Origin of the sequence: Collimonas antrihumi (assembly GCF_018304965.1) — a bacterium.
In the GTDB taxonomy this organism is placed as follows: domain Bacteria; phylum Pseudomonadota; class Gammaproteobacteria; order Burkholderiales; family Burkholderiaceae_D; genus Collimonas; species Collimonas antrihumi.
On record NZ_JAGQED010000002.1, the window covers coordinates 271,100 to 281,990 of the forward strand.

Genomic DNA, 10,891 nt, shown 5'->3' on the forward strand with positions numbered 1-10,891 from the left:
AATGCCTTTCCGCAGTATCGAACTAGCTGCCAGGACGGGATTGGAAAATCCCAAAGGTGTGGCGATTTTTGCAGTCATGCTTGCCAGCATCTGCCTGACGCAGAGCGTGGTCTGTACGGTAGCGTACTTAAGTAAAAGTCGCGGAAGTAAAAAACGTGAGATACGAAGCATGACGAACCTGCACCTCGCCAACCACTGCGGGGCGAAAGTCACGGTCTCAGGGCCGGCCGGCCAGGAGGGTGAATTGCAGCAAAAATTGCAGCGAAAACGAACAAGCTTGAACATCAACCATGCCTGTCCATTTGCGCCGCGTGAAATCCATGCAATCCCGAATGTCAGGCCGCTCCGCGGTATGTGCTCAGATCTGGTGTAAGCCGTTGCGGCCCTTGTGGCTGTGGGGATAGTTTGGATCTCTGCGACTCGGCGACGCTCTCTACGCCGTCGGCGGAAATCGCTTCCAGGAAGTTCAGGACGTTGCGATAATAATCGACTCGCATTTCCGCTTCCAGCAATTGCCTTTCTGATTGATATAACGCCAGGCGCGTATCGCGGAGTTCATTTTCTGCCAGCTTTTCCGGCGTCTGGATATATTTCGTCGCCAATCTGTTCATCCATCCCATGTTGTCACCTCTTTTGTGTGGAGACGATTTGATCTTAAATCTTTCTTGCCGAAAAAAGCTAACAAAAGAGTGGACAACTAACATCATTTGGCACTGTTGTTGCGCAATTTCCACGCGATTATTTACGTAGAACAACAATGCATTAATAATCGGGAAATGCAAGATGAAAAAAGACAGGATGCGTTCGAAAGAAGCATCAATGATGGCTGCCAACGCAGCAAGTTCGCAGTGCCGCTTAATGAACCAGCAGCGGCGAAGTATGAGACTTGATCAGATCAAGTTTGGCAGCGTACACATCGTGATCGCTACGGCTGGTGCTGTTTTCCATTGCGATGCTCAAGTGCTTGAGCGCCTGATCCGTTTCACCAAGGCGCAGGCAGGCGATCCCCAGCCAGTACTGGAATTCATGATAGTAAGGGTCGCGTGCAATTTCCTTGGTGAATTGCTGTTTCGCGGTTTTGAAATCTCCCGCGCGCATCGCTGCCATGCCCAGGTTGAATGCCTGGAAAGGAGCGTCAGGCTGCAATTTCGTCAGTCTGGCAGCCAATGTTTTCGATTCTGAAAATTTGCCAAGATCGTTAAGAACGCCGATCAGATTGAACATGACTACGGTGCTATCCGGTTCGCGCTCGAACACCAGCCGCAACGTGTGCTCGGCTTCCGGCAGATTGTCATGACGCCGATAGATCACCGCCAGCGTATTGTAGGAAGGCAGGAACCGGTCGTCTTGCCTGATCGCCTCGCGCGCCCACCAGTAGGCGTCGTCCAGCTGGTGCACGGCCAAGGCCTCGGCGGCGCGGTTGTTCATGTACATCGCTACAATCGTTTTCTCATCAATGTCTTGCCGATGCTGGCCGGCGGTATCTTCCGGCGGCAGGAAATCAATCGTCAGCAGACTGCTTTGGTCGAACCGCACGCGCGCTTCAGTCAATCTTTTGCCGAGTGTGATGTTGACGTGGCCGCTGGCAAAGTAAAGGTCTTCATTGCGGCTCCAGGCGCGATCCATCAATATCGTCTGGTATTGCACCGGCAGTCCAAGTTCCTTGGCGAAGGCGGCAGTCATGATCACCAGCGACAGGCAATTTCCCGTGCGGGCAGTGAAGGTTTGTGCGGCATTGCGAGTGTGTTCGGCGTTATATTCCAGTTTCAACTGCTTCTCGCTATATAGTGCGTCGAACAGGCCCTGCTGCATGCCTTTTTCGTGCATTTGACGGGCCGTCTCCACACTATTCAGATACTGCTTCATTGCGTGGCTGACGGCAAATACATCGTCGGCCCTGACAGGTTGCGACGGTGCAGCGAAAAGTTGATCGTTAAAAAGATTATCGGCCCGTGGCGCCTGGGGCGTGGTCGCGCAGGCGGCGAGCAAGAAGCAGCAAATAAAGCAGGAAGGCAGGACTACCCAGTTTTTCATCTGAGGCCACCGAGTGGGAATTGCTTGCGGTTTCTACTATATACCTAAATTTACAAGGCCGGGCGTCCCATGATGTAATGCTCGAGCTGCTGGATGATGAACTGCTGCTCGGAAATGATGTCTTTCACCAGATCGCCGATGGAAATGATTCCTATCAACTTCCCATCGTCCAGGATGGGCAAATGCCGCAAGCGGTTTTCGGTCATCAGCGCCATGCATTGTTCGTTGGTGTCATCCAGGCGCACATACATGACGGAGGAAGTCATGATGTCGCGTACGAAAGTGTCGGTCGACGAGCGGCCCATGAGTATCATCTTCCGGGCATAGTCACGCTCGGTGACAATGCCGACGATCGTTTCTTGTTCTACCACCAGCAATGCACCGACGCTCTTGTCTGCCATCATTCTTACGGCATCCAGGACTTTGGCTCCGGGAGAAATCGTGTAGACGGCCTGATTTTGCTTGGTCTTAAGAATCTGTGCGACGGTTTTCATCAGCTACTCCTTCAGATAGGCCAGCAATCAAATAATTATTTCGCCCCTGCTTAATTGAGAAGGTAGCCTCTTCGTTTTCAAATAGCAAGAGCCGCCGGCATGGTGCTGGTTGGGACCGGCAATTAAGACAGCAGAATGGTGTGGGCTGAGCATCAAGGCGCCAGTTGATTTCCAGGCCGTTCGCCGGATTTTTCCACCGCATGGCGGTGGCTTTCGGCGGCCACTACATCATGGCCCGTTAATAATTGCGCGGCTTCTTCGATCAGCCATTGTGTCGGTACCGGCCTGGCGAACGATGCAGCCAGCAGCAATACGAAGCTGGCGGTGATCAACGCGCGATTCAATGACGGTTTTGGCAGGCGTTCCGCTTGCCAGATAAACGCCAGGCAGACCAGGCTTCCCATCAGCCATCCGCTGACCGCCTCGCTGACCGAATGGAAATCCAACAGTACGCGCGATAAACTGACCAGTACCGCAAAACACATGCCAAAAACTGCCGCCGTGCGCCTGACCAGTGCTGTCTGTTGCTGTAAAACGAGATAGAAAAGCAGAGGAATAATCGCCGCGGCGCGCATTGCATGGCCGCTGAAGCCCCTGAAATCCAGGGCTTCAATACCGATGCCCCAGCCCACAAATGCGATCTTTGACGCGGCCACCAACAGTAACGCGCCGCCAAACAACATGCACCACACCCAAAATGCGCGCCAGGCACGTGCCACCAGCAGCCATGCTGCAATTGCAGCAGCAGCGGGAAGCATGACAGTGCTGCCGCCGATCTTGGTGATTGTCGTCCATTCAAACATGAAATTGCCGAGGCTCAGCGGAATGTGTTTGTCGTGCGCGAAGATGCTGCAACTTTTTCCTTGTCTGTCCGGGGGGGGGTTAAAGAATTAAGTTGTCTATTTTATCAAATGTTGGCTAACGACCTATTTTTGAGCTGCCACCGCGGTTTATCATTGCCGATAAATTTCTTTACGTGCATATCGTTCATGGCGCGATGCACCATTTGTTGTGCATCAATGGACACGGCTGCCTGGCGTGCGCCTGTCATGGAATCATGGAATCGGAGTTGCATTTTTAAAAAGCGTGTGGTGTCGGCATGTCATGGGTAGAATCTAACTTGATTGACCGAAATTGGACCGAAACTGGACATAACCGCTCGAGGGAAAATCATGCATACAGCCGCCGTGGAAAGAAAACAGCAAAAGCTGGCAGAGATGGTCGAATTCGCTCGCGATCGCTTGCCGCCGGAAGTGTTTACCCCGATGCAACCATTCCTGGTCGAGTATTACTCGCAAGTAGGGGAAGAGCAGATATTGAGCCGCGATATCGCCGATTTGTACGGCGCTGCAGTCGCCCACTGGCAGTTTGCACGGCACTTTGTGAGCGGTACGCCGCGGGTGCGTATCTACAATCCAAGGGTGGACGAGCATGGCTGGCAATCCGGCCATAGCGTGATCGAAATCGTCAACGACGACATGCCGTTCCTGGTCGATTCCGTGACCACCGAAATCAACCGCCTGGGCCTGACTTTGCACGCGGTGATTCATCCTGTATTCCGCGTTTGGCGCGATGCCAGCGGGCAGGTGGAAAAAATCCAGCGCGCCAGCGAGAACGCTGGCAAGGATGGCAGCAAGGCCAGGCTGGAATCGACGATACATATAGAAGTCGACCGTTGCACTGAGGCAGCCAGGATGGAAGAAATCCTGGCCGGTGTGCTCAAGGTGCTGGGTGATGTCCGTGCCGCAGTCGAGGACTGGGGCCAGATGATGAGCGCGGCCAACGCCGCTATCGACGATCTGAAAAAACAAGGTGGCGGCGATGCCGCGTTGCAAAGTGAAGTCGCCGAGGCGCGCGCCTTCCTGGAATGGATGGCCGACAATCATTTTACATTCCTCGGCTATCGCGATTACGAATTGGTGGTCAACGACGGCGAAAACTATCTGCAAGGCGTACCCGGCTCGGGCCTGGGCATACTGCGCGATTCCCTACGGACCGCGGATAGCACCACCAAATTGCCGGTCAGCGCACAAGCCATCATAGACGCGCGCTCGCCGATTTTTATTACCAAAGCGAATTCGCGCGCTACTGTGCATAGGGCCGGTTATCTCGACTATGTCGGTGTCAAACGGTATGACGCCGGCGGCAAAGTGGTCGGTGAGCGCCGCATGGTCGGTCTGTATACCTCGACGGCTTACATGGTGCCGACCAGCGAGATCCCGCTGGTGCGGCGCAAAGTGGCGAAGGTGCTGGAACGTGCCGGTTTTGTGCCCAAGGGGCATCTTGCCAAGACCTTGGCCACCATCCTGGAGCAGTACCCGCGCGATGAATTGTTCCAGGTCGATGAAGATGAATTGTTCGATACCGCGAGCGGCATCTTGCGGCTGGAAGAACGTCAGCGTACCCGCCTGTTTGTACGGCGCGACGCCTTCGGCCGTTATGTTTCCTGCCTGGTTTTCGTGCCGCGCGACCGCTTCAATACCGAGTTGCGTGAACGTATCCAGGATTTGCTGCTGGAAGCCTTCAACGGCACCGGCATCGAATTCACGCCGTTGTTGTCGGAATCGGTGCTGGCACGTATCCAGTTTACTGTGCGTACCGAGCCGGGCAGCGTAACTGATGTCAATGTCGAGGAGTTGGAGACGCGCATTGTGCAAGCCACCCGGCGCTGGCAGGACGATTTGACGGAAGCCTTGCTGGAGCAGCGTGGAGAAGAACAGGGTACGCGGTTGCTGCGTCGTTATGCGGCATCGTTCCCGGCCGGTTTCCGCGAAGATTATTCTGCACGCACGGCGGTGCATGACATCGCATTGCTGGAGGCTGCGCAGCAGAATGCCGGCCTGGCCATGAGTTTGTATCGTCCGATCGAAGCGGCGCCGGCTTCATTGCGCCTGAAAATTTATCGTGCCGGCAAACCGATGGCGCTGTCGCAAAGCCTGCCGATGCTGGAGCACATGGGCGTCAAGGTGAATGAGGAACGTCCTTACCGGATCGAGCTGCAAGATGGCGAACCGGCGTGGATCCACGATTTCGGGATGCAGACCGCGGACGATAGCGAAATCGAGATCGATCGCATCAAAGACGTATTCGAAGATGCTTTCGGCCGTGTCTGGAGTGGCGAAGCTGACAATGACGATCTCAACCGGCTAGTATTGCGGGCTCGGCTCAACTGGCGTGAAGTGACCATTCTGCGCGCCTACGCGCGCTATCTGCGGCAAGTCGGGTCGACCTTCAGCAACGCCTATATCGAACAGGCGCTGACCGCTAATCCGGCGATTGCACGCAAGCTGGTGGAGCTGTTCCTGATACGTTTCGATCCGGCTCTGGCAAAAGATGCCGGTACCGAAGCGAAAGCCCAGGCCTTGCTGCAACAGACCGAAGAAGCGATGGATCAGGTGCCGAATCTTGATGAAGACCGGATACTGCGCCAGTTCCTGGGCGTGATCGGCGCCACCTTGCGCACCAATTATTTCCAGCGCGGCGCCGATGGCCAGCCAAAATCCTATCTGTCATTCAAGTTCGATCCGGCCAAAGTGCCAGGGCTGCCGGCGCCCAAGCCGATGTTCGAGATCTGGGTGTATTCGCCGAGGTTTGAAGGGGTGCATCTGCGCGGCGGTAAAGTGGCGCGCGGTGGTTTGCGCTGGTCCGACCGGCGTGAAGATTTCCGCACTGAAGTGCTGGGCCTGGTGAAGGCGCAGATGGTCAAGAACGCAGTGATCGTGCCGGTTGGTTCCAAGGGCGGTTTCGTCCTCAAGAATGCGCCGCCGGCCAGCGACCGCGACGCCTATTTGCGCGAAGGGGTAGCCTGCTATCAGACGTTTCTGCGCGGCTTGCTGGATCTGACCGATAACCTGGTCGACGGCAAAGTCGTACCGCCGCAAGACGTGGTGCGCTACGATCCGGATGATCCTTACCTGGTGGTGGCTGCCGATAAAGGCACCGCCAGTTTCTCCGATTACGCCAATGCGATTTCTGCCGAATACAGCTTCTGGCTGGGCGACGCTTTCGCTTCCGGCGGCTCGGTCGGCTATGACCATAAAAAAATGGGCATTACCGCGCGCGGCGCATGGGAAGCCGTCAAGCGCCATTTCCGCGAAACCGGTGTCAATACCCAGGAGCAGGATTTCACCGTGGTCGGCATCGGCGACATGTCTGGCGATGTGTTCGGCAACGGCATGCTGCTGTCGCGCCACATAAAACTGTTGGCGGGGTTCGATCATCGGCACATTTTCCTCGATCCGAATCCCGATCCGGAGACCAGTTTCGTTGAACGCGAGCGCCTGTTTGCGTTGCCACGTTCAAGCTGGGCCGATTACAACGCCAGTCTCATCTCCAGCGGTGGCGGGGTGTATGCGCGTACCCTGAAGACAATTCCGCTATCGCCGCAAGTGCAGGCGGCATTGGGCATAACTGCCAGCGAACTGGCGCCGACGGAATTGATACGCGGCATCCTGCTGGCGCCGGTGGATCTGCTCTACAACGGCGGTATCGGCACCTACATCAAGGCCACGCGTGAAAGCCATGCCCAGGTTGGCGATCGCAGCAACGATGCGATTCGCGTCAACGGTGCCGAGCTCAATTGCAAGGTGGTAGCGGAGGGCGGCAACCTCGGCTGCACTCAGTTCGGCCGCATCGAGTATGCGCAAAAGGGCGGCCGCATCTGTACCGATGCCATCGATAATTCGGCCGGTGTCGATTGCTCCGATCATGAGGTCAATATCAAGATCATGCTCGGCCTGATCGTCAGTGAAGGCGAAATGACCGAGAAGCAGCGTAACAAATTGCTGGCCGAAATGACGGAGGAAGTCGGCCTGCAGGTACTGACCGATAACTACTACCAGACCCAGGCGCTGTCGGTGGCGGGGCGCCGCGCCGCCAGCTTGCTGGAGCCGGAATCACGTTTGATTCGTTTCCTTGAACGCGCCGGCCGGCTTGACCGGGCGGTCGAGTTCTTGCCATCGGAAGAGGAGTGCGCTGAACGCAAGACGGCCAAACAAGGGCTTACCGCGCCGGAGCGGGCGGTGCTGATGGCGTATAACAAGATGTGGCTGTATGAACAGCTGCTGGCATCGGATTTGCCGGCAGATCCGTTTATCGCCAGCTCGTTGGCCGCCTATTTTCCAAAGCCGCTGCGCGAACGCTTCCCTGACGCCATGCGGCGTCATCCCCTGGCGCGCGAGATCATCTCCACCTATCTGGTGAATACGCTGACCAATCGGGTCGGGACCACCTTTGTCCATCAACTGGCCGATGAGAGCGGCGCCAGTCCGACCGACGTGCTGCGCGCCAGCGTCATCGCCCGCGAGGTATTCGGTTTCGAGGAAATCTGGCAAGACATCGATGCTCTCGACAACCTGGTGCCGGATGCCTTGCAGGCGCAAATGTTTGTCGATGTCGGTGGATTGATCGAACAAGCCAGTTTCTGGTTCCTGCATCGCCACGCACAGGAAGCTTCGATTGAAGCCACGGTGGCGCGCTTCCGCCAGGCTGCCGATCAACTGGGGCCGCAACTGGTCTCGCTGTTGGCGGCCAGCGATGCCGACGCCCTCAAGGCAAAGCGCGATGCGTTGATACACGCCGGTGTCTCGGAGCAGCTGGCACGCCGGGTCGCCAGCGCCGAGCTGATCGGCGCGGTGCTGGATATTGCCGAAGTCGCGGCATCGACCGGGCGCAGCCTGGAACTGGTCGCGGCAGTCTACTTTGCGCTGGACGTCAACCTGAACTTCGGCTGGATGCGTGAGCGGGTAAGTGCGTTGCCGGTCGATTCGCATTGGCAAATCCTGGCGCGTACTGCACTGCAAAGCGATCTGACTGGTTTGCAGCGCGCTTTGACGGCGAAGGTGATTCAGCTTTCACCCACGCTGGAACAATCGCAGGAAATGATCGATGTCTGGCAAGCCGCCAGCCGAACCCCGCTGGAACGATACCGCCGGCTGCTTACCGATTTCCAGATGGGCGGCAATGTCGATCTGGCCATGTTGTCGGTGGCGGCGCGCGAGATGCGTTCGATTGATTCCGCCACCAACTGATTGCAGGGTGGGCATGCATGCCCACGCTGCCAGGTAGAAAGATGAATCATGCAGAGCATTCTATTCGACACGGACGGCGCCATCTGCACCATTACGATGAACCGGCCGCACAAGCGCAATGCTGTCGACCGCCTCATGGCGGAGGAATTGCGCTTGGCGTTTGAACGCTTTGAAGGCGATGCCACGCTGAAGGTCGCGGTGTTGACCGGCGCCGGTGGCCAGTTTTGCGCCGGCGCCGATCTGAGCGCTGTCGGCGATCCGGCTTTGCGTAATGAACTTGATCCTGAAGGCGCCGGCAGCGGCCCGATGGGGCCGACACGCATGGCACTCTCGAAACCGCTGATTGCTGCCATCAACGGCTATGCGGTAGCCGGCGGACTGGAGCTGGCGTTGCTGGCGGATTTGCGTGTCGCCGATGAAGATGCCGTATTCGGTGTGTTTTGCCGGCGCTGGGGCGTGCCTTTGATTGACGGCGGCACGGTACGGCTGCCGCGTCTGATCGGCATGGGTCGTGCGTTGGACCTGATTTTGACCGGACGCCCGGTGACGGCTGCCGAAGCGCTGAGCATGGGGCTGATTAATCGCATCACGCCGCCTGGCGGTGCGCTGGCGGCGGCACACGAGCTGGCACGCCAGGTAGCAGCCTTTCCACAACAGTGCATGCTGGCAGATCGCCGTTCAGCGTATGAACAATGGGATTTACCGCTGGCCGAGGCGCTGCGCCGCGAAGGTGCGCAAGGGGTACCGATTGTGCTGGCTGAAGGCGAAGCCGGGGCCGCCAGATTTACCTTAGGGGTTGGCCGCCACGGCCGCTTTGAAGACTAGCTGAAGACTATTCCGGTTTTACTCTCAAGTAAGAGCGATCGCAGGATCGGATGCGGTTCCTGTGCTTGCATTGTTGTCAATTTCGCTCCATATCTCCCCACTTTACGCACATTGACAGGCGCATTTGGCGCGGCATGACTTCGCCCAGGAAAAAGGCGGAAACAAAAGGACGGAAACTTGACTATGGTCAATGCCGAGAGTTGTCGGAGCTAGCTAAGATGGCATCAAGTTTTGGAGCCGCAAGAAATTGGAAAAAAGCGGCATTGAAAAAGATAACCGATAACAGGAGGAGCAATGGCAGCAGTGATATCCGAGTCGAAAGTGGCGCCTGGTGCAGTGTCGAGCACCACGGCCGACGATACGCTCAAACGCAAGAGCCGTGACGCCGGCGTGGTGTCAGGCGGGCATCTGGTGGCGCGTGCGCTGAAGAATGAAGGCGTCGACACCATCTTTACCCTGTGCGGCGGCCATATCATCGATATCTACGATGGTTGCATCGACGAAGGCATTCGTATCATCGACGTGCGGCATGAGCAGGTCGCGGCTCACGCTGCCGACGGTTATGCGCGCCAGACCGGCAAGTTGGGCGTGGTGGTGACCACCGCCGGGCCGGGTTGCACCAATGCGGTGACCGGCATCGCCACGGCGTTCCGTTCCGAAAGCCCGGTGTTGCATATCGGCGGCCAGGGCGGCATCACCCAGCACATGATGGGTTCGCTGCAAGACTTGCCGCATACCGAGATGATGCGGCCGATTACCAAATTCTCCGAAGGCGTACGTTCCACCGAACGTGTCGCCGACATGGTGTCGATGGCGATCCGGGCCTGCTTTGCCGGCGCGCCCGGCCCGGCCTACCTGGAAATCCCGCGCGATGTGCTGGACCGTGAAATCGACATCAGCAAGGCGGTGATTCCGGCTGCCGGCCAATACCGCGCTTCGGTGAAATCGCTGGGCGACGTGGCCGATATCGAGAAGCTGGCCGACATCCTGGTGCAGGCGGAACGTCCGGTGGTGCTGTACGGCGGCCAGGTCTGGTCTTCGCGTGGTCACAAGGAAGCGATCGACCTGGTGCGCGGCCTGGATATCCCGGCGTACTTCAACGGCGCTTCGCGTGGCTTGCTGCCGCCAGGCGATCCGCACCATTTCGACCGTACCCGGCGCGAAGGTTTCGATAAAGCCGATGTGATCCTGATTGTCGGCACCCCGTTCGATTTCCGCATGGGCTATGGCAAGCGTCTGGGCTTGAATGCCAAAGTGATCCAGATCGACCAGGATTACCGTACGGTGGGCAAGAATCGCGACATCACGCTGGGTCTGGTGGGTGATCCCGGCACCATCCTGGGGGCGGTCTTGCAAGCGGCCAGTGGCCGTATCAACAAGAGCGCGCAGGAAAAGCGGCGTGCCTGGATGAAACAGCTGCAACTGCAGGAAGCGATTGCGACCGAGAAGCTGATGCCTTTGTTCAAATCGAACAGCTCGCCGATCCATCCTTACCGTGTAGCCTACGAA

At 57.3% G+C, this 10,891-nt stretch carries 8 protein-coding genes; 4 read left to right on the forward strand and 4 right to left on the reverse strand.

The features are described from left to right. Nucleotide 1 precedes the first annotated feature (1 nt). On the forward strand, nt 2-373 hold the full coding sequence (locus KHU29_RS03905) for a hypothetical protein (RefSeq protein WP_211451371.1): 372 nt from the start codon (nt 2-4) through the stop codon (nt 371-373). Here KHU29_RS03905 and KHU29_RS22130 read toward each other — a convergent pair. The 4 genes from KHU29_RS22130 to KHU29_RS03925 form a co-directional block, all read right to left on the reverse strand. After that, complete coding sequence (locus tag KHU29_RS22130; RefSeq protein ID WP_246541456.1) at nt 336-833, reverse strand: hypothetical protein; 498 nt, start codon at nt 831-833, stop codon at nt 336-338. The genes KHU29_RS03905 and KHU29_RS22130 overlap by 38 nt on opposite strands. A gap of 22 nt (nt 834-855) precedes the next feature. After that, nucleotides 856-2,034, reverse strand: a complete 1,179-nt coding sequence (locus KHU29_RS03915) for a tetratricopeptide repeat protein (RefSeq protein ID WP_211451372.1) — start codon at nt 2,032-2,034, stop codon at nt 856-858. A gap of 50 nt (nt 2,035-2,084) precedes the next feature. Continuing rightward, nucleotides 2,085-2,528: a CBS domain-containing protein gene (locus KHU29_RS03920; protein WP_211451373.1), complete on the reverse strand. Its 444-nt coding sequence runs from the start codon at nt 2,526-2,528 to the stop codon at nt 2,085-2,087. Between the two features lie 152 nt (nt 2,529-2,680). Continuing rightward, entirely contained in the window at nt 2,681-3,331 is a 651-nt protein-coding gene (locus tag KHU29_RS03925; RefSeq protein ID WP_211451374.1) for a phosphatase PAP2 family protein, read from the reverse strand. A gap of 384 nt (nt 3,332-3,715) precedes the next feature. Between KHU29_RS03925 and KHU29_RS03930 the strand changes: the two genes are divergently transcribed. From KHU29_RS03930 to KHU29_RS03940, 3 genes are all read left to right on the forward strand, one after another. Then, complete coding sequence (locus KHU29_RS03930) at nt 3,716-8,557, forward strand: NAD-glutamate dehydrogenase (RefSeq protein ID WP_425514445.1); 4,842 nt, start codon at nt 3,716-3,718, stop codon at nt 8,555-8,557. A gap of 48 nt (nt 8,558-8,605) precedes the next feature. Further along, nucleotides 8,606-9,382, forward strand: a complete 777-nt coding sequence (locus KHU29_RS03935; protein ID WP_211451376.1) for a crotonase/enoyl-CoA hydratase family protein — start codon at nt 8,606-8,608, stop codon at nt 9,380-9,382. Nucleotides 9,383-9,676: 294 nt separating this feature from the next. Continuing rightward, nucleotides 9,677-10,891, forward strand: a 1,215-nt coding sequence (locus KHU29_RS03940; protein WP_211451377.1) for a thiamine pyrophosphate-binding protein, incomplete at its 3' end; no start/stop codon positions are given.